Genomic DNA, 18,525 nt, shown 5'->3' with positions numbered 1-18,525 from the left:
AGTTACAAGTGTGACGGGATTTGCGCCGGCGGGCCCTGCATGGACTCGCTGATCACCGCAGCCGGCCGCGCGCTCGCGGCGGGTGATCCGCTCGGCGCCTTGAAGCGGGTCGCACTGCGCGACGACGCGCCGGCGCTGGCCTTGCGCGGCATTGCCATGGCCCAGCTCGGCGATCTCGAGCGGGCAAAGGCGCTGCTCAAAAGCGCTGCCCGCGCGTTCAGCCCGAAGGAAACGGTGGCGCGCGCGCGCTGCGTCGTCGCCGAGGCAGAGATCGCGCTTGTGTCACGCGATCTCGGCTGGCCGGAAAAGGCGCTGCGGACGGCGCGAGCGACACTTCAAGCGCATGGCGACCGTGTCAATGCCGCCTATGCGGGAAGCCTGGAAGCGCGCCGCCTCATCCTGATCGGCCGCCTCGACGAAGCCGAACGCCTGCTTGCCGGCTTCGACCCCGCGCCACTGCCGCCGGTCGCGCGCGTCGCGCATGAGCTTGCGGCCGCCGGCATCGCGGTCCGGCGCCTGAGGACAAAGGCGGCGCGGGCCGCGCTCGGCCGGGCAGCGCTCGCCGCCTATGAGGCGAACATACCGGCGCTCACGACCGAGGTGGAAAACGCTTCGCTGGTGCTGAAGATGCCCGCCGCGCGGCTCATCGCGCAAGGTTCCGAGAGACTGCTCCTGCTCGAAGAGGTCGAGGCGCTGCTGGCCTCGCAGGCGCTGGTCGTCGATGCCTGCCGCAATGTCGTGCGCGAGGCGGGCGCGGTGGTTCAACTGGCGACGCGGCCGGTGCTGTTTGCGCTGGCGCGCACGCTTGCCGAAGCCTGGCCGGCGGACGCATCGCGGGAGGCGTTGCTCAGACGCGCTTTTCGCGCCAGGCATGCCGATGAATCGCATCGCGCCCGGCTGCGGGTCGAGATGGGCCGGCTGCGCGCCGAGCTCGGCGCATTCGCCGAGCTCGGCGCATTCGCCGAGATCAACGCCACGGCCCAGGGCTTCGAGCTGGCCCCGCGGCGCGCCCGCGAGGTCGTGGTGCTGGCGCCCCCTGTCGAGGAAGAGCACGGCGCGGTGCTCGCCTTCCTGGCCGACGGCGAGTCATGGTCGAGCTCAGCGCTGGCGATCGCGCTCGGCGCCAGCGCGCGCACCGTGCAGCGGGCGCTGGAAGAGCTTTCGGGGCAACACAAGGTGCAGCCGGTCGGCCGCGGCAGGGCCCGGCGCTGGATGACGCCGCCGATGCCGGCATTCCCGACTGTGTTGTTACTCCCAGGTCCGTTGCCCAGCGACTAGGTTAGTGGCGAGATTGTTCAAATCGATGGAGATCAAGATGAAACGAGCCGCCGCCGAAATCCTGCGTGAATACGGGCCCTTTCCCGGCGTCAAGACCGTCGCCGGCGTGACCTTCGACGGCGAAAAGGTCTGGTTCGCCTCCGGCGACAAGCTCAACGCGCTCGATCCCGAGACCGGGGCGACGCTGCGCTCGATCGATGTCGCCGCGCATGCCGGAACCGCCTTTGACGGCAAGCACCTCTACCAGATCGCCGAGGACCGCATCCAGAAGATCGAGCCGCAGACCGGCGAGGTGGTCGCCACCATTGCGGCCCCCGGCAATGGCGGCGACTCCGGCCTGACCTGGGCGGAAGGCTCGCTCTGGGTCGGTGAATACCGTGCCCGCAAGATCCATCAGATCGATCCCGAAACGGGCAAGGTGATCCGCACCATCGAGTCCAAGCGCGTCGTCACCGGCGTCACCTGGGTCGACGGCGAGCTGTGGCACGGCACCTGGGAAGGCGATGAGAGCGATCTGCGGCGTATCGATCCCGGCACTGGAGAGGTGCTCGAGATGCTGGAGATGCCGGCTGGAACCGGCGTGTCCGGGCTTGAGTCGGATGGCGGCGGCTGCTTCTTCTGCGGCGGCGGCAACAGCGGCAAGGTGCGGGCGGTACGCCGCCCGGTGCACCCCTCCACGGCGGCGAACAAATAGCCGGCGAAGCCGAAGACGCGTTCAGAACTTCGTGATCGAGGCGCTCGAAGCGCGCCTCGAGCTTGCCAGGCCTCTGAAAGAAAAGATAAAAGCAGGAAGGCTTTGGGGAAGTATCTTCATGCGTTTCGGCATGGCGATCAGCAATCTGTCGTCTTTCGGCGGGCTGCAGCGCGATTGCCTGTCGATTGCCAGGCACGTCGCCGCCGCCGGCCACGACGTCACCATCCTGACCACGGAAATACGTGGCGCGATCGATCCGGGCTGCCAGGTCCGGATCGTCAAGACCACCAACCCCACCAATCCCGGCCGCGACGTGGCGCTGGGCGCGGCACTCGCCGCGCAGCGGCGCGACTTCGACCGCATCGTCGGCTTCAACAAGCTGCCGATGCTCGACATCTACTATTCCGGCGATCGCTCCTACGCCAAGGTCAAACAAGGTGCCTGGCGCACCTTCTCGCCGCGCTACCGCACCCAGATGCAGCTCGAGCAGGGTTGTTTCACGCCCGGCGCCCGCACCAGCCTGATCATGCTCAGCGAGCGCCAGCAGAGCGAATACCAAAGCATCTGGAAGACGCCGGACGGCCGCTTCCGGCGGATCTCGCCGAACCTCGACCCGGCGCGGCGGATGCCGCATTTGCGGAGCGACGGAACGCGCGAGCGCATGCGGGCGGAACTAGGCATCGGGGCGGGGGCAGAGACCTGGCTGTCGATCGGCTGGGCGGCATGGGTGAAGGGGTTCGACCGCGTGGCGCGCGCTCTTGAGGCATTCCCCGACTGCGTCTGGCTGGTCGCAGGGATCGCCGCCGGCACTCCGATGGCGGGCCATGTGCTGCGCGGCGTGCCGCGGCAGCTGCGCGGCAACATAAGATTCCTCGGTTTTCGCGATGATATCCCCGCCATCATGGCGGCGGCGGACCTGCTTGTTCACCCAGCGCGCATCGAGACCACCGGAACGGTCATCGTCGAGGCGCTGGCCAACGGGCTGCCGATCATCCTCACCGAGACCTGCGGCTTCGCTCATCTGGTGGAGAAGGCCGATGCCGGCCTCGTCATCCCGGGCGCGTGCTCGCGCCGTGACCTGATCGCGGCGATCAGCCGGGGCAAGGCGCCGGGCCGGCTGCAGTCATGGTCGTCGAATGCGCGGATCTTCGGCGCCGATCCGGCCCTGTCGCGCGGTCACGAGGAAGCGGCCCGCCTGGTCGCCGGCGAGCTCTGGTAGGTCTGGACTCGTCCTGAACTCAGTCCTTGGCGCGCTCGACGTAGGAGCCGTCGGCCGTCATCACCACCACGCGCGTGCCGGCGGAAATGTGCGGCGGCACTGCCGTGCGCACGCCGTTGGAAAGCACCGCCGGCTTGTAGGACGAGGACGCCGTCTGGCCCTTGGTGACCGGCTCGGTGTCCACCACCTCGAAGGTGGCGCGTTGCGGCAGCACCAGCGCGATTGCGATACCGTTGAACTGTGACACCTGCACGGGCATGCCTTCCTGCAGGTAGGGCGCGGCGTCGCCGACCACGCTTTCCGTCACCGCCACCTGATCGTAGGTCTCCGGGTTCATGAAATGGAAGCCTTCGGCGTCCGAGTAGAGGAAGGTGTGCTCGCGCTCCTCCACATACGCGCGCTCCACCTGCTCGGTGGTGCGGTAGCGTTCCGAAACCTTCACCCCGTCGCCGATGCGGCGCATGTCGAGCTGCGTCACCGGCGTGCCCTTGCCAGGGTGGATGTTTTCGGCAAAGAGGATGACATAGAGCTTGCCGTCCTTATCGACGACGTTGCCTTTGCGTAAGGAGCTGGCGATGACCTTGACCACAGTGTTCAATCCCAATCGAGTTTCTTGGCCTGAGAATGCTGCTTGCCACAAATCGGCAACGGCGGCCATCCCGCGCGCCCTAGCGCATCTCGCGCCGAACCGCCAGCCTTCCCGGCGATTTTCCCGCCCATGACCGGCGCTTCCCCCTGGTGGACGCCCGATGTCCATGCCGATCGCCGGCCGCGGCTGATCGCCCGCAACGCCATCACTGCGGCGCTGCGCGGCTGGTTCGGCGAGCGCGATTTCATCGAGGTGACGACCTCGGCGCTGCAGGTTTCGCCTGGCAACGAGGCGCATCTTGCGGCATTCGCCACCGAGGCGATCGGGACGGACGGCGCGCGCCAGCCGCTCTATCTCCACACCTCGCCGGAATTCGCCTGCAAAAAGCTGCTGGCCGCCGGCGAACGGCGCATCTTCAGCCTTGGCCCGGTCTGGCGCAACCGCGAGCGCGGCCCGTTGCATCATCCGGAATTCACCATGCTCGAATGGTACCGGGTCGGCGAGACCTATGAGAGCCTGATGCGCGACTGCGCCGAATTCCTGGCGCTGGCGGCGGAGAAGGCGGGTGCCAGGACCTTCCGCTTTCGCGGCCGCGAGGCCGACCCTTTCGCCGAGCCGGAGCGGCTGAGCGTCACCGAGGCCTTTTCGCGCCATGCCGGCATCGATCTTCTCGCGACGGTGGCAACCGATGGCGGCACCGATCGCGCCGCCCTTCACGCAGCCCTGATCAGGGCAGGCATACGCACCGCCCCCGACGACAGCTGGGCCGACCTGTTCAGCCGGGTGATGGTCGAGAAGGTCGAGCCGGCGCTCGGGCAGGGGCGCGCCACCATCCTCTATGGCTACCCGGCCTCGGAAGCCGCGCTTGCCAGGCCGAGCGCCGAGGATCCCCGCGTCGCCGAGCGCTTCGAGCTCTATTGCTGCGGCGTCGAGCTCGCCAACGCTTTTGGTGAACTCACCGATCCGGCGGAACAGCGCCGCCGCTTCGCCGCCGAGATGGACGAGAAGGAGCGCATCTACCAGGAGCGTTACCCGATCGACGAGGATTTCCTGGCGGCGCTTGCCAGCATGCCGCAGGCGAGTGGCTCGGCGCTCGGCTTCGACCGGCTGGCTATGCTGGCGACCGGCGCGACCAGGATCGACGATGTGATCTGGACGCCGGTGGCCGGGGCACCGATCTAGGGTGCGGTGCCCGGCCGTTTCTGACCGCGCCGCGCCAAAAGATTGGCCACCACCAGAAGCACGATCGACAGCGCCATCATCAGCGTCGCGGCGGCGGTGATCGCCGGGCTGAGCTTTTCGCGAAGGCCGATGAACATTTCGAGCGGCATGGTGCGCTGGCCGGCGCTGGCCAGGAACTGCACGACCACGACCTCGTCGAAGGAAGTGACGAAGGCGAAGGCCGCGCCAGAGAGCACGCCGGGCAGGATCAGCGGCAACATCACCCGGAAGAACGAAGTCAGCGGCTTAGCGCCCGAGATCGCGGCGGCGCGCATCAGATTGCGGTCGAAGCCAGTAAGGCTCGCGCCCACCGTCACTACGACAAAGGGACTGGCGAGCGCGGTATGCGCGAGAATAATGCCGGCATAGGTGCTGGCAAGGCCGATGCGCGCATAGAACAGGTACGAGCCGACGGCGGTGATCACCACCGGCACGATCAGTGGCGACAGAAGCAGCGGCATGACGATGCGGCGCCCCGGGAATTTCTCGTCCGAGAGCGCGATTGCCGTCAGCGTGCCGAGCGTGGTTGCGATCAGCGTCGTGCCGAAGGCGACGATCAGGCTGTTGCCGATCGCCGACTGCCAGCGCTGGGTGCCGAGCACCACCTCGTACCAGCGCGTCGAGATGCCTTCCAGCGGGAAGATGAAGAAGGCGCCGCTGTTGAAGGAGAGCGGCACCGGAATGAGGATCGGCACCAGCAGGAACAGGATGACGAGCCCGCACCAGATCCACAGCAGGGTGATGCGGATGCGTTCGCCGGTTGTGGGGTAGGGAGACAACAGCATGGGCTACACCAGCTTTAGGCGGTCGAGGCCGAGGATGCGGGCGAAGATGCCGAACAGCGCCAGCGTGAAGACGAGCAGGATGAAGCTCAGCGCCGCCGCCATCTCCCAGTTCAATTCGACATTGACGTAGTTGGCGATGAAATTGCTGATCAGCTGGTCGCTGGCGCCGCCGATCAGCGCCGGCGTGATGTAGTAGCCCAGGCACAAGATGAAGGTGAGCAGGCAGCCGGCCATGACGCCCGGAAACACCTGCGGAATGTAGACGCGGCGGAAGGCAGTGAAGGGCTTGGCGCCGAGCGAATAGGCGGCCTTCATCTGCGAGGGCGGGATCGTGCGCATGACGCTGTAGATCGGCAGTAGCGTGAACGGCAGCTGGATATGGGTCATGGCTATGATCAGGCCGATACGGCTGTACATCAGGTCGAGCCGTTCGCTTGCGACGCCGATAAAGAGCAGGAAGTCATTGACCAGCCCGAATTTCTGCAAAAGGACCGTCCACGCGGCTGTGCGCACCAGGATCGAAGTCCAGAACGGCAAAAGCACCGCAACGATCAGGATGGCCGCCAGCCCCTTCGGTACGCTGGCGATGAGATAGGCCAGCGGAAACCCCAGCAGCAGCGTGGCCAGCGTCACCGCGGCGGCGACGAAGAAGGTGCGCAGGAACACCTGCACGAAAATCGCCTGCTCCGGCGGCACCCGCTCGATGCTGCCATCGGCATTCCAGCGCAGGTCGAGGGCGCTGAGCAGATAGAACGAGGTGAGGCTGTGAGTGCCGTTCCGGATCGTCGGCCAGGTCGACGGCGCTGACCAGAACGGCAGCGATTTCACGGCGTCGAGCGCGGCCTGGCCGTCGGCGCTTTCGAGCTTGCGCGCCGTCTTCAGCACCTGGCTGCGCGCGCCGGGCAGGCGGGCGTTGAGGCTTTTTGCCAGCTCATAGGCCGTGCCCTTGGCCTGATTGTCCTTGAGGTCCGCCGCGAGCGCCGCGAAGGCATCGTCACCCGGCAGGCCCTGGCCGTTCCAGCCGCCCAGGGCCACGGTCGTCTTGGGCAAAGCATCTGCGATTGTCGGATCATAGACGGCGCGCGACAGCAGGAGCACGATTGGGATGCCGAAGCTCAGCCCCAGGAGGATGAGCAAAGGCGCCGCCAGCAGCAGCGTGCGCAGCCGGTCGCCGAATTCGGCGCGCCGGAGCGCCGCCGACACCGATTTCAGGTCGGCGTCGGCGGCTGACCGGCCGCGGGCCAGCGCGGGCCGGTCGAGTTCGCTGGGCTGGAGCGCCGACATCTCTCGCCTACTGCGCAAGCCAGGCGTTGAAGCGCTTGACGAGGTCCTCGCCATAGTCGCCCCAGAACTCGGTGTCGGCAACCAGATAGGCGCCGCTCAAGTGATCCGGAGCGTTCGGCAGTTTCGGCAGCGCGTCGGGAGCGACGAAGGACGCCGCGTCGGTGCGCACCGGCCCATAGGTGATGTAGCTGGCGAGCTTGGCGTTGTTTTCCGGCTGGCTGATATAGGCGAGGTATTTGTAGGCCAGCTCCGGATTCCTGGCGCCCTTTGGAATGGAGATCATGTCGTATTCGAGGATCTGGTTGTTCCAGACGATCTTGAATGGCTTCTTGTCGTTGTCGATGGCGTTCTGGATGCGGCCGTTCCAGGCGGTGGTCATCACCACTTCCTGGGAAGCCAGAAGCTGCGCCGGCTGCGCGCCGGCATCCCACCAGACGATGTCCTTCTTGATCGTGTCGAGCTTCTTGAAGGCACGGTCGACGCCCTCCGGCGTGGCCAGCACCTTGTAGACGTCTGCCGGCGCCACGCCGTCTGCCATCAGCGCCCATTCGAGGTTCTGCGCCGGGAACTTGCGCATGGCGCGCTTGCCGGGGAATTTGGTCGTGTCGAACAGGTCGAGAACCGAGGTTGGCGCTTCTTTCAGCACGGTCGGATCGTAGGCGAGGATGTCGCCGTAAGCGTCGAGACCGACACCGCAATCGAGCGCCGAGCCTTCGATGAACTTGTCGCGCGGCCCGATCTTGGAATAGTCGAGGCGTTCGAGGATACCGGCGTCGCAACCCTGCAGCACGGTCGCCGTCTCGACCGTCACCAGGTCGATCGGCACGTTGCCGGTCTCGACCATCGCTTTGACCTTGCCGAGATCGCCGAGATACTCCTGCTCGAGGATCTTGGCGCCTGTCTCCTTGCTGAAAGGTTCGAACCAGGCCTTGCGTTGCGCGTCCTGCCAGGCGCCGCCGCTCGCCATGATCGACAGCTCGTCGGTGAAGGCGGCGCCGGCGATGGTCATCGAGGCCGTGGCGGCCGCGAGCGCGAGAAGAGTCTTCCTCATGAGTGTCATTTCGTTTTCCCCTGTTTTGGAATGGCACCGCCCGATCCGGCATCGGCCGGAAAGGCGCGGCAATCATTGGACGCGCAGGAGACCGTCACGGTCTCGCCGTTTGCCATCGTCGATTCGGGGCCGACCTTGACGGTCAGCACCTGGTCGCTGGCGAGCCTGGCCAAAAGGCGCAGGTGGTCGCCGAGATAGATACGCCCGTCCACAGTGGCGGGCAGGGCATTGCCGCCGGCCGCCGTCGGCGTCAGGGTCAGCCGCTCCGGGCGGATGGCGACGTGGCAGGGAGCGCCCTGCGCGACGCCGATGGCGAGTGCGGTAAGCTCGCCGCCGCCATTCAGCCTGACGCGGCATTCTGCGCCGGAGACGCGATCGACCACGCCTTCGAGCGTGTTGTTCTCGCCGATGAAGCTCGCCACGAAAGAGCTCTGCGGCGCGTTGTAGAGATCGTCGGGCGAACCGAGCTGGACGATGCCGCCATTGTTGAAGACAGCGACGCGGTCCGACATCGTCAGTGCCTCGCTCTGGTCATGCGTGACGTAGACAATGGTGACGCCGAGCATGGTGTGGATTTGTTTGATCTCGAGCTGCATGTGTTCGCGCAGCTTCTTGTCGAGCGCGCCGAGCGGCTCGTCCATGAGCACCAGGCTCGGCTTGAACACCAGGGCGCGGGCAAGCGCCACGCGCTGCTGCTGGCCGCCGGAAAGCTGGGTCGGCCTGCGGTCGCCAAATTGCCTGAGCCGCACCATGTCGAGTGCGCTCGCTACCCTGGACGCGATATCGGCCTTGCCGACCTGCCGGACCGAGAGCGGGAAGCCGACGTTCTCCTCGACCGTCATATGCGGGAACAGCGCGTAGTTCTGGAACACCATGCCGATGTTGCGCTGATAGGGCGGCAAGCGGTCGACCGGCTGGCCTTCAAGCGTGATCGTGCCATGCGTCGGCCGCTCGAAGCCGGCAAGCATGTTGAGTGTCGTTGTCTTGCCGGAGCCGGAAGGACCAAGCAGCGTCAGGAATTCGCCGCGCGCAACGGTGAGGTTCATCCGCGTCACCGCGAAGGTCCGTCCGTCGTAGGATTTTTCGACATCGGCGAATTCGACGAAACCCTTGCCGACGGGATCTGCTTGCGTGGCGGGCGCGATCGTGGCCGCCGCGGCCGGCAATGCGGCCTGGCGGGCGCTCATAGTCCGCAATCCTTGATGCGGCTGAGATGCGGCTTGCGATCCATGCCTCGTCCTCCCGGAAACCGGCCTGCTGCCCGGCAGGTCGTGCGACTTGTATGGTCACACAATTAACCTGAAATCGACCATAGATGCAGACAACTTTGTCCGTCAAGTCGATTTTTAACGAATTGTGTGAGATTTCTGGCAGGGCGTCTTGCGATTGTGCGTCAGACAAGCTCTATTGTACGGAGTATTGTCTTATGCTAGATGCGCCAACAGTGAGACATCAGCCGTAGTCGAATCCCGTATGCTCCAAGATCTTCGCCTCGCCGACGACGAAAGTCCGGTCTACCGCCGTCTTGCCGATGCGATCGCCGAACGCATCGCCGCCGGCACGCTCGCTGTCGGTGACCGGTTGCCGCCGCAGCGCGAGATCGCGCGGGCGCTGGGCATCAATGTCACGACCGTCACGCGGGCCTTGTCGACCCTTCAGGAGCAGGGGCTGCTCGAAGCGCGGCCCGGGCGCGGCACGACGGTCGCCGCCCGTGACGCCGGCGAAAAACCGGGCTTCGTGTCGGCGCCGAGCGACCAGAGCGGCATCATCGACCTTTCCGTAAACCGGCCCGCCACATCGGCCTATCTCGATGCGGTAGCAGCACTCTTGCCGCGCCTGTCCAAGGACCGACACTACACCGCGCTGCAGGATTACCATCCACCGGAAGGACCGCTCTGGGCGCGAGTGGCGGTGGCCGACTGGTTCACATCCGTTGCCGGCGATGGCGACCCCGGCCGCGTCGTGCTGGCTGCCGGGGCCCAGCATGGCCTGGACTGCCTGCTCGGCGCCGTCACCCGGCAAGGCGAGGTGGTGTTGGCCGACGAGGTGACCTACCAGGGCATCAATGCGCTGTGCCGCGTGCACGGGCTGGACCTCAGGGGCATCGCCATGGACCGCGGCGGCATGCGTCCCGACGCTTTCGACGCCGCCTGCGCGCAACTGCGCCCGCGCGCCGTCTTCCTGGTGCCGACGCTGCACAATCCGACGACGATCACGCTGAGCGAGGAACGCCGGCGCGATCTCGCCGCGGTCGCCAGGCGCCACAACGTGCTGATCATCGAGGACGACGTCTATCGGCCGCTTGCCGACGATCCGCCGCCATCCTTCGCCAGTCTCGAGCCGGAGCTGACGATCCATCTCGGCGCGCTGTCGAAATGCCTGGCGCCAGGCCTGCGCCTGGGCTTCGTCATCGCCCCGCGCCCCATCGCCGGCCAGGTAGCGGCGGCGCTGCGCATCAACTGCTGGAGCATCAGCCCGCTGACGGCGCTGATCGGCGCAAGGCTGATCGAGGAAGGCTCGGCCGCCCGCATCATCGAGATCCAGAAACAGGAGCTGCGCCAGCGTCAGGCCATCCTCAGCGAAATCCTCGGCCGCTTCGATATCCAGGCGCATCCGACGTCGACCCATGCCTGGCTGCGCCTGCCTGAACCCTGGCGCGGCGCGGGCTTTGCCCGCACTTGCCTGGAACGCGGCGTCGCCGTGCTGCCCGGCGATGCCTTCGCGGTCGGCCGCGAACCGGTCCAGCACGGCGTGCGCATCAATGTCGGCGCGGCACGTTCGCAGGAGGATCTGCGCACGGCGCTCAGCACAATGGCCGAGTTGCTCGCGGCCGGTCATCTGCAACTGCCGGGTTTTGTGTAGGTCATCGGTGGCAGCGTCCAGGACAGTCGAGATCGCCATCATTGGCGCCGGTGTCGTCGGGCTGGCGACAGCGTTGCGGCTTGCTGGCGAAGGCCGTGAGGTCCTGCTGATCGATCCCAACGAGCCGGGCTCGGGCGCCTCGTTCGGCAATGCCGGGACGCTCGCCGAATACGCCTGCATGCCCGTGGGCAATCCGGCCGTCCTGCGCGCCTTGCCGAAACTGCTGCTCGATCCGGACAGTCCGTTTTCGATGCGCTGGGCAGCACTTTTCCAGTTGGCGCCATGGCTGGTGCGCTTTGTCAGGCAATCGCTTCCGGCGGCCACCCGCGCCAATGCAGTGGCGCTCGCCGGGTTGCTGGCGGAAGCCTTGCCGGCCTGGGAGGAAATGGTGCAGGAGGCGGGCCTGCAGGACCTCTTACGCCGCAAAGGCTGCCTCTATCTCTATCGACGCGAAAGCGATTTCGCCGCTGGTGCCGGGGGCAGGGCGCTGCGCGCCGGGTTTGGCGTTCATCAGCAGGTGCTGGATGCGGAAGAGGTGGCCGCGCTGGAGCCCGGCCTTCCGGCGACGGGAGCGCGGGGCCTCTATTTCCCGGACTCGATGAACGTCACCGATCCCGGGACGCTGATGCGCCGATTGCTCGATGCCGCGACCACGCGCGGGGCGATGAGGGCCAAGGCTGAGGTCACCGGGTTGCAGCCCGAGGGAGGCGGTATCAGGCTGAGCGGTCCCGATATTCAAATCAAGGCGGGCACGGTGGTAATCGCCGCCGGCGCTCGTTCGCGCATCCTGGCAGCGCAGGCCGGCGACAAAATCCCTCTCGACACCGAGCGTGGCTACCATCTCGAATTCCCCACAGATGCTCCGCCGCTCAATCGCCCGGTCTGTCCTGTCGATCTCGGTTTCTACATGACGCCGATGGCTGGCCGGCTGCGGGTCGCTGGCACGGTCGAGCTCGGCGGGCTTGCCGCGCCGCCAAATCCGCGCCGGCTGGCGCTGCTCGATCGCGGCGTCAGGCAGTTCTTCCCCAACCTTGGCCAAAACTCGTCCGAATGGATGGGTTTTCGTCCGTCACTGCCCGATTCCCGGCCGGTCATCGGCCGTTCGCGCGGCAGTTCCAGGGTGATCCACGCCTTCGGCCACGGTCATCTCGGCCTGACCTTGGCGCCGATCACGGCACGTTTGGTTGCGGCACTGATCGGCGGCACGGTGGATGCCTCTCGGCTGGGTCCTTTTGCCGCCGATCGCTTCAGCGCCTGATAGAGGCCAACGCTCCGCCCTCTTGCATCCAATCCTCCCCATCACAATGATGGCGCGATCGCCGCGTATTCCGGCGTGGCGATCGGCGGGCAGGGGTTGTCGTTGGGGCTGGCTGAATTGAAATCGCCGCGGGCGCCTTGGCGCCTGGCGCGCATCTGTCTTCTGGTGGCCGGGCTGGCGTCCGTCGGCGCCCCGGCAGTCGCGCCGGCGGCCGACCGCCACCTTGAGGATGCGTTCGAGGCCGCGCAATGGGCGCTGCTGTCCTCCGCGGGCAATGCCTTGCAGCAGCTTGGCCTGCGCGCCGCTGCCGGCTCGCCGGAGCTGGCGGGCATTGTGCGCCAGCGCCAGGATATCGTGGCCATGATCAGCGGGAAGGAAAAGGCGCTGGGGCAGGCGACTTCTGCCGGTGCGAGCGGCGCCGACGCGCTGGTGCGCCTGCGCGGCGAGATCGATTCTCTGCGCGCCGAACTGGTTGGCGTCGACGCCACGCTGGCGCGGTCCTTCCCGCGCTATGCCGACCTTGCCCATCCCAAACCGCTGTCGGTGGCCGACGTGCAGGCCCTGCTCGATGAGGACGAGGGCCTGCTGCTGATGCTTGCCGGGCACGATCACATCTTCGTCTGGGCGATCGGCAAGCATGACACCGCCTGGACCGAAACCGGCTATGGTGCGGAGATCCTTGGCGGCGACATCGCCAGGTTGCGGGCCGAGCTCGATCCGGCGGCGGCCGCGCGCGGCGCCAGGACACTGGTCCCCGGCATGGACAAGCCGCGTGTCGCGCCCTTCGATCGCACGACGGCCAGCATCCTCTATGGCGAGCTGATCCGACCGGTCGAGCCGGCGCTGAAGGCCGCGCGCCACGTCTTCGTCGTCAGTGACGGTCCGCTGGCCGGCCTTCCCTTGTCGGTACTCGTCGCCTCGGCTCCCACCGGTGAAGACACCGACCCGGAGGCGCTGCGCCGGACCGACTGGCTGGCGAGGCACTATGCCTTCACCACCTTGCCGTCCGTCGACAGCCTGGCCGTCATCCGCAAATACCCGCCGCCGCGCGGCGGCAAAAAGCGCATTGCCTTTCGCGGCTTCGGCGCGCCTGTGCTGGGCGGCGAGACGGTCGAGGTCGCTTCCGCCCCTCCCGCAAGTTTCTTTCGCGGCAGCCTCGCCAATGTCGACGCAGTGCGCGACCTGCCGCCGCTGCCTGAGACCGGCCCGGAGTTGCGCAAGCTCGCCGCCATTCTCGGCGCGCCGGAAACGGACCTCTTTGTCGGCGCGAGGGCGAGCGAAACCATCGTCAAGCAGACGGACCTGTCGACGACGGACGTCCTGGCTTTCGCCACTCACGGCCTGCTCTCCGGCGACCTGCGCGGTCTGGCCGAGCCAGCCCTGGTGCTGACCCCGCCGCAAGTCGCCACCGCGCGCGATGACGGCCTGCTGACCGCCTCCGAAGTGGCGGAGCTCAAACTGTCGGCGCAATGGGTCATCCTCTCGGCCTGCAACACCGCCGGCGGTGACGGCCGGCCTGACGCCGAGGGCCTGTCCGGCCTGGCGCGCGCCTTCCTCTACGCCGGCGCGCGGGCGATCCTTGTCTCCCACTGGCCGGTCCGCGACGATGCCGCCGCACGTCTGACCACGCAGACGCTTGCGGCGCTGGGCAGCGGCTCAAGGCTCCGCCGAGCCGAGGCGCTCCGCCTCGCCATGCTCGACATCATGCAGGACAAGGATGATCCCTCGCTTGCGCACCCGTCCGCCTGGGCGCCCTTCGTCCTTGTCGGGGAGGGCGGCTATTGAAGACGGTTCTGCGCTTCATCGCTGCGTCGCTGCTGTCTCTCCAGGCAGGTGTCGCCCTGGCCGACCGCATCGATCCGTTCGCCGTGGCCGAGAAGGCCGCCGAGGCCTACCGCAAGAACGACAGCTACCCCGAAGTGCGCGGCATGTTCAGCGAGGCGCTGCGCGACGCCCGCCGCAGGGGCGAGCTCACGCCCGACTTTGCGATCATCTACGCCATGTATGCCGACACCACCCGCTTCGACGGCAACCCGGCGTTTGCGCTGCAACTGGCGGACGAAGGCCTGTCGCTGCTGCTCGGCGCGCAGCAGCCCGACGCAGACATGAAGAATTCGCTGCTGGTGTCGCGCGCCTATGCGCTGGCCGATCTCGGCCGCTACAAGGAAGCGATCGAGACCGTGACCATCACCGCGCTGTGGATGGGCGAGCGCTTCGGCGAGGCGCAGCGCAAGCAACTGGAGGACCAAGCCCGGTCGTGGGCGAAGAGCGCCACCGGCGCCGATGCCGGGCAGGCTCTGCCGTCGGCTGCCGAACTGGCGCTCGATCTTGCCGGGAAGGCCGACCAGGCGCTGGCTGTCGGCAATACCGAACTCGCTCTGACCCTCGCATCGCGGGCCATGCTGCCGGGCGATACCGGTCTTGCCGGGGATGATGTCGATTTCCAGAACGCCCACTGCCAGTCGATCTCCGGCACCGCCTATGCTTTCGAGGGGCGCAATACCCTGGCTGTGACGGCGCTGCGCCGCGCCGCCGATCTGCTCGTCGCCTCGCCTTGGGATGGCCAGTCGAAGCCGAAACTGCGCGATCTCGCGCTGACCGACGCTGGCTGGCGGCGTTTGACCTGGAGCGTCTTCAGCCGTCTCGCCGCTGCAGCCGTGGCGACCGGCGACCGGCAGGCGGCCGCGGCCGCCATCGACATAGCCGGCGATTTCGCGGCGACGCCGGAACAGCGATTTGCGCTGCTGTCGCAGCAGGCCGGACTTGCCTTCACCAGCGGCGACTACCGGCGCGCCGAGGAGACCTTCAGGAAGAGCGAGGCGGATGCGGCCCTGTCGGGCGATGCGGTCAACGCGGCGCTGTCGCGCTTCTATATCGCGATCGCGGTGCTGGCGCGCGGCGACGGTGCCCCCGACGGGCTCGCGGTGCGCGATCTGCTGCAAGCCGCCACCGCCGCGGCGGACGTCGCGCGGGACGATCCGCAGGTGACCGAATATGTCCTGGCCACGGCGGTGCGCATGATTGTCACCAAGACCAACGGCTATGAAGCCGCCATGCCGCTCGCCCGCCGCGCCTACGAAATCTTCAGGCAAAGGCAAACGGCGATGGCCAATTACGACGCCGGTCAGGAGGCCTCCCGCCGCGACGGGCGGCGCTTCCTCGAAATCTTCATCGCCGGCCAGTACGAGACGGACGCGAAGTAGCGGCGCGGCTCAGCTTGTGGCGTGGCCCGATCGGCTCAATGCGCGAAGATCTGCTCCAGCGAACGGAAGCCCTTGAATTCCAGGGCATTGCCGGAGGGGTCGCGGATGAACAGCGTCGCTTGCTCGCCGGGCTCGCCCTTGAAGCGCACCATCGGGCGCTCCAGCCAGTCTATGTCGGATCGCGCTTCCAGCCTGGCTGCCAGCCGCTCCCATTCGTCCATCAGCAGCACCGCGCCGAAATGCGGAATCGGCACCGCGACACCGTCGACCTTGCCCTCGTGCGCCGCCACTGATGCCTGCGGCCGCAAATGCGCCGACATTTGGTGGCCGAAGAGATCGAAATCCACCCAGCTCGCCGAGGAGCGACCGATGGCGCAGCCCAGCACCTCGCCATAGAAAGCGCGGGTTTCATCGAGATCACGCACCGGAAAGGCGAGATGGAAAGGCGTCATGGCGAAGGCTCCTGGCAGTTTGGCGATGCATTGGGCGGTGGTTTCGGCCGGTTCGGGTGCGATTTGGTCGCGGCACTGTGATTGTCCTTCCGCCATTGCACAAGCGGCAGGGGAACAATAGATGGTGCGGCAGCTTCCCAACCACGGCGAAGAAACAGGATCAAGTGCATGACCGACAAGCTCGACGCAGCAAAACTGACCGACCGCGTCGCGGCCCTGGTCGAGGCTGCAAGGCGCGCCGGCGCCGATGCCGCCGACGCTGTCGCGGTGCGTGGTCGCTCCGCGGGCGTTTCGGTGCGGCTGGGCAAGGTCGAGGGCACCGAATCGTCGGAGAGCGAGGATGTCTCGCTGCGCGTCTTCGTCGGCCAGCGGGTGGCGAGCGTTTCGGCGACCTCGGCCTCGGACCCCAGGGCGCTGGCTGAACGCGCCGTCGCCATGGCCAGGGTATCGCCCGAGGATCCCTATCAGGGCCTTGCCGATCCTGCCCTTCTGGCCGGCAAGCCCCGCGACCTCGACCTCTTCGACGCCACCGAGGTTTCGGCCGATGCGTTGAAGGAGGCGGCACTTGCGGCGGAAGCGGCCGCACTCGCCGTCAAGGGCGTCACCAATTCGGCCGGCAGCGGCGCCAGCGCCGGGCTGGGCGGCCTGGTGCTTGCCACCTCGCACGGTTTCGTCGGCCAGTATGTCGCCTCGCGCTTCTCGCGCTCGACCAGTGTCATTGCCGGCGAGGGCACCGGCATGGAGCGCGACTATGAGTTCTCGTCGCGCCAGCATTTCGCCGATCTCGATGCGCCCGAAGAGATCGGCCGCAAGGCCGGCGAGCGCGCCGTGCGCCGCCTCGGCGCTCGCAAGGCGGCGACCGGACCGGTCGACGTCGTGTTCGATCCGCGCGTCGCGCGCGGCATCGCTGGCCATCTCGCCGGCGCCATCAATGGCGCCGCGGTGGCGCGCAAGACCAGTTTCCTGCGCGAGATGATGGGCAAGCAGGTCGCCGCGGCGGCGATCACCGTCACCGACGAGCCGCTGAGGCGCCGCGGCCAGGCCTCGCGCCCCTTTGACGGCGAAGGCGTCGAGGGCGAGAAACTGCTGATGGTGGACAAGGGCGTGCTCAACCACTGGTTCCTGTCGACCTCGGCCGCGCGTGAGCTCGGCCTTGTCACCAACGGACGCGGCTCGCGCAGCGGCTCCTCGGTCTCGCCGTCCTCGACCAATCTCGCCATCGAGCCGGGCGAGCGGACGCCGGAAGACCTCATCAAGTCGCTGAAGCGCGGCTTCTATGTCACTGAAGTCTTTGGCCAGGGCGTCGACATGGTGACCGGCGAATACAGCCGCGGCGCCTCCGGATTCTGGATCGAGAATGGCGAGCTCACCTATCCGGTCGCCGAAGTGACGATTGCCTCCAATCTGAAGACCATGTTCCTCAATATGGTGCCGGCGAGCGACCTCGACCGCAATTTCGGCACCGCGGCGCCGACGCTGCTCATCGAAGGCATGACCCTTGCCGGCGCCTGATCCGACCGTCCTGACCGGGGCCCGGGAGGACCTCGCTCTGCTGCGCGACGCCGCCCGCGAGGCGGGCGCGATCGCCATGCGCTATTTCGGCAACAACCCGCAAGTCTGGATGAAGGGTGGCACTTCGCCGGTCAGCGAGGCCGACCACGCGGCCGACGCCTTTCTTCGCCAGACCTTGCTCAAGGCGCGGCCGGGTTACGGCTGGCTATCGGAGGAAACCGCCGACGACCATGCCAGGCTTGCCGCGCACCGCACCTTCGTCGTTGACCCGATCGACGGCACGCGTGGTTTTCTCGATGGCCTGCACTCCTGGTGCGTGAGCGTCGCGGTGGTGGAAAACGGGGTGACGCTGGCCGGCGTCCTCGAATGCCCGGCCAAGCATGAGACCTACTGGGCGCTGCCTGGCGAAGGCGCCTTCCTCAACGGCGAGCGGATCCGCGTGCGCGCGCTGGCGGACAATGTGGATATCGGCGGCCCGAAGCCGCTTGTCGACCTGCTGCCGGAGGCGTGGCAGGGCCGGTTGCACCGCATGCCCTATGTTCCATCGCTCGCCTACCGGCTGGCGATGATCGCCGCCGGCAAGCTCGACGCCACCTTCGTCAAGCCCAACGCGCATGACTGGGACATCGCCGCCGCCGACCTCATCCTGCGCGAGGCGGGCGGCGCCTTGCTCGACAGACAAGGCCGGCCGCCGCGCTATGCCGGCGCGGTGATCCACCACGGCGCGCTGGCCGCCGGCAGCGGCAAGCTGCTCGACGTGCTTGCCGGCGTCATCGCCGGGCTGGAAAGTTGAACCATCATCAAAGGTTCCAAAGTCGGCGGCTTTGGTCTAGACCTTTGCAAACTCACGATATGTGAAGGACCGACATGGCCGTGGAAGACGGAAAGAAACAGCTTTTGCACCTGGTATTTGGTGGCGAGTTGAAGAAGCTCGGCGGAACCGAATTCCGCGACCTCGACGGACTCGACATCGTCGGCATCTATCCCGACTATCAGTCCGCGCACTCGGCCTGGAAAGCCAAGGCGCAGGCCAGCGTCGACAATGCCCATATGCGCTATTTCGTCGTTCACCTGCACCGGCTGCTCGACCCAGACGTGAAGGCCGCCGGTTGACACC

General features: G+C 67.1%; 17 protein-coding genes. 11 read left to right on the top strand and 6 right to left on the bottom strand.

Translation table 11 applies throughout. From position 1 onward, the window contains the following. Positions 1–39: 39 nt before the first annotated feature. The 3 genes from EN846_RS23110 (at position 40) to EN846_RS23100 (ending at position 3,191) form a co-directional block, all read left to right on the top strand. Complete coding sequence (locus tag EN846_RS23110; protein ID WP_127393507.1) at positions 40–1,278, top strand: helix-turn-helix domain-containing protein; 1,239 nt, start codon at positions 40–42, stop codon at positions 1,276–1,278. A gap of 37 nt (positions 1,279–1,315) precedes the next feature. After that, entirely contained in the window at positions 1,316–1,972 is a 657-nt protein-coding gene (locus tag EN846_RS23105; RefSeq protein ID WP_127284934.1) for a glutamine cyclotransferase, read from the top strand. Between the two features lie 118 nt (positions 1,973–2,090). Beyond that, positions 2,091–3,191 (top strand): glycosyltransferase family 4 protein, encoded by a 1,101-nt coding sequence (locus EN846_RS23100; RefSeq protein WP_189523711.1) that lies wholly within the window; start codon positions 2,091–2,093, stop codon positions 3,189–3,191. A gap of 19 nt (positions 3,192–3,210) precedes the next feature. Here EN846_RS23100 and efp read toward each other — a convergent pair whose 3' ends face one another. Continuing rightward, a complete protein-coding gene (gene efp / locus EN846_RS23095) occupies positions 3,211–3,780 on the bottom strand; it encodes an elongation factor P (protein WP_127284938.1) in 570 nt (189 codons plus the stop codon). Between the two features lie 129 nt (positions 3,781–3,909). Here efp and epmA point away from each other — a divergent pair, with 129 nt between their 5' ends. Beyond that, positions 3,910–4,962, top strand: a complete 1,053-nt coding sequence (gene epmA, locus EN846_RS23090; RefSeq protein ID WP_127284936.1) for an EF-P lysine aminoacylase EpmA — start codon at positions 3,910–3,912, stop codon at positions 4,960–4,962. Here epmA and EN846_RS23085 read toward each other — a convergent pair. From EN846_RS23085 to EN846_RS23070, 4 genes are read right to left on the bottom strand one after another with little or no spacing between them, the layout of a single operon-like run. Then, positions 4,959–5,786: an ABC transporter permease gene (locus tag EN846_RS23085; RefSeq protein WP_127284937.1), complete on the bottom strand. Its 828-nt coding sequence runs from the start codon at positions 5,784–5,786 to the stop codon at positions 4,959–4,961. The genes epmA and EN846_RS23085 overlap by 4 nt on opposite strands. A gap of 3 nt (positions 5,787–5,789) precedes the next feature. Next, a complete protein-coding gene (locus EN846_RS23080) occupies positions 5,790–7,070 on the bottom strand; it encodes an ABC transporter permease (protein ID WP_127393393.1) in 1,281 nt (426 codons plus the stop codon). Between the two features lie 7 nt (positions 7,071–7,077). Next, positions 7,078–8,121: an ABC transporter substrate-binding protein gene (locus EN846_RS23075; protein ID WP_187331445.1), complete on the bottom strand. Its 1,044-nt coding sequence runs from the start codon at positions 8,119–8,121 to the stop codon at positions 7,078–7,080. Between the two features lie 5 nt (positions 8,122–8,126). After that, a complete protein-coding gene (locus EN846_RS23070) occupies positions 8,127–9,308 on the bottom strand; it encodes an ABC transporter ATP-binding protein (RefSeq protein WP_135859294.1) in 1,182 nt (393 codons plus the stop codon). 286 nt (positions 9,309–9,594) lie between these two features. Here EN846_RS23070 and EN846_RS23065 point away from each other — a divergent pair, with 286 nt between their 5' ends. From EN846_RS23065 to EN846_RS23050, 4 genes are all read left to right on the top strand, one after another. After that, positions 9,595–10,983: a PLP-dependent aminotransferase family protein gene (locus EN846_RS23065; RefSeq protein WP_127394258.1), complete on the top strand. Its 1,389-nt coding sequence runs from the start codon at positions 9,595–9,597 to the stop codon at positions 10,981–10,983. 7 nt (positions 10,984–10,990) lie between these two features. Continuing rightward, on the top strand, positions 10,991–12,241 hold the full coding sequence (locus tag EN846_RS23060; protein WP_128346639.1) for an FAD-dependent oxidoreductase: 1,251 nt from the start codon (positions 10,991–10,993) through the stop codon (positions 12,239–12,241). A gap of 117 nt (positions 12,242–12,358) precedes the next feature. Next, a complete protein-coding gene (locus EN846_RS23055) occupies positions 12,359–14,026 on the top strand; it encodes a CHAT domain-containing protein (protein WP_128346640.1) in 1,668 nt (555 codons plus the stop codon). Then, positions 14,023–15,444, top strand: a complete 1,422-nt coding sequence (locus EN846_RS23050; protein ID WP_127391765.1) for a hypothetical protein — start codon at positions 14,023–14,025, stop codon at positions 15,442–15,444. Before EN846_RS23055 ends, EN846_RS23050 begins: the two co-directional genes overlap by 4 nt. 35 nt (positions 15,445–15,479) lie before the next feature. Here the strand turns inward: EN846_RS23050 and EN846_RS23045 are convergent, their stop codons facing one another. After that, complete coding sequence (locus tag EN846_RS23045) at positions 15,480–15,896, bottom strand: VOC family protein (RefSeq protein ID WP_127391766.1); 417 nt, start codon at positions 15,894–15,896, stop codon at positions 15,480–15,482. Positions 15,897–16,064: 168 nt separating this feature from the next. Between EN846_RS23045 and EN846_RS23040 the strand changes: the two genes are divergently transcribed. The 3 genes from EN846_RS23040 (at position 16,065) to EN846_RS23030 (ending at position 18,521) form a co-directional block, all read left to right on the top strand. Continuing rightward, positions 16,065–17,408 carry a TldD/PmbA family protein gene (locus tag EN846_RS23040; protein ID WP_127391767.1) on the top strand — a complete coding sequence of 448 codons (1,344 nt, stop codon included), beginning with the start codon at positions 16,065–16,067 and terminating at the stop codon, positions 17,406–17,408. Continuing rightward, a complete protein-coding gene (locus EN846_RS23035) occupies positions 17,395–18,201 on the top strand; it encodes a 3'(2'),5'-bisphosphate nucleotidase CysQ (RefSeq protein WP_127391768.1) in 807 nt (268 codons plus the stop codon). The genes EN846_RS23040 and EN846_RS23035 overlap by 14 nt, the downstream gene beginning before the upstream one ends. A gap of 74 nt (positions 18,202–18,275) precedes the next feature. After that, positions 18,276–18,521 (top strand): DUF4170 domain-containing protein, encoded by a 246-nt coding sequence (locus tag EN846_RS23030; protein WP_127285845.1) that lies wholly within the window; start codon positions 18,276–18,278, stop codon positions 18,519–18,521. The last annotated feature ends 4 nt before the right edge of the window (positions 18,522–18,525 follow it).

Source organism: Mesorhizobium sp. M4B.F.Ca.ET.203.01.1.1 (genome assembly GCF_004791025.1).
In the GTDB taxonomy this organism is placed as follows: Bacteria; Pseudomonadota; Alphaproteobacteria; order Rhizobiales; family Rhizobiaceae; genus Mesorhizobium; species Mesorhizobium abyssinicae.
The sequence above is the reverse complement of the archived record's forward strand: the minus strand, read 5'-3'. Positions and strand labels throughout refer to the sequence as shown.